The sequence below is a fragment of the Neisseria sp. P0021.S007 genome, assembly GCF_051956855.1.
The window spans coordinates 1-524 of sequence record NZ_JBQCXA010001152.1; the positions used below are offsets into that span (position 1 = coordinate 1).

Annotated in this window: 1 protein-coding gene and 1 pseudogene; both read left to right on the plus strand. The window is 59.2% G+C overall.

Going from position 1 to position 524, the window contains the following annotated elements; all coding sequences use genetic code 11:
- Positions 1-323 (plus strand): nitrilase-related carbon-nitrogen hydrolase (locus tag ACTHUR_RS18000; protein WP_440400112.1); only part of this gene is annotated, 323 nt, incomplete at its 5' end.
- 9 nt (positions 324-332) lie between these two features.
- Positions 333-524: pseudogene (locus tag ACTHUR_RS18005) on the plus strand (crossover junction endodeoxyribonuclease RuvC); the annotation flags it as partial.

Here is a 524-nt window from a genome sequence, read left to right on the forward strand (position 1 = left end):
TTCCTGAGTTTTTCCGCGCCCAGCAGCCGTTTGATGTTTTGCTGTTGCCGGCCGCGTTTACTTACACGACCGGCAAGGCGCATTGGGAATTGCTGCTGCGCGCCCGTGCGGTGGAAAACCAATGCTACGTCATTGCGTCGGCACAAGGCGGACTGCATGAAAGCGGCCGCCGCACATTCGGCCACAGTATGATTATCGACCCTTGGGGCGATGTGTTGGCGACGTTGCTGGAAGGCGAAGGCGTGATTTGTGCCGATTTGGATACTGCGCGCCTGCAAAGCGTGCGCACGCGCCTGCCTGCCCTGAAACACCGATTACTTTAAACACGCACTATGTCCCAGTTCCAACCCACACGCATTCTCGGCATCGACCCCGGCAGCCGCGTGACCGGCTTCGGCGTGATCGATGTCCACGGCCGCGAGCATCATTATGTTGCTTCCGGCTGTATCAAAACGCCGACCGGCGCCGTCGCTTTCCGAACGCATCGCCGTGATTGTCCGCCATATCGACGAAATCATCCGCCA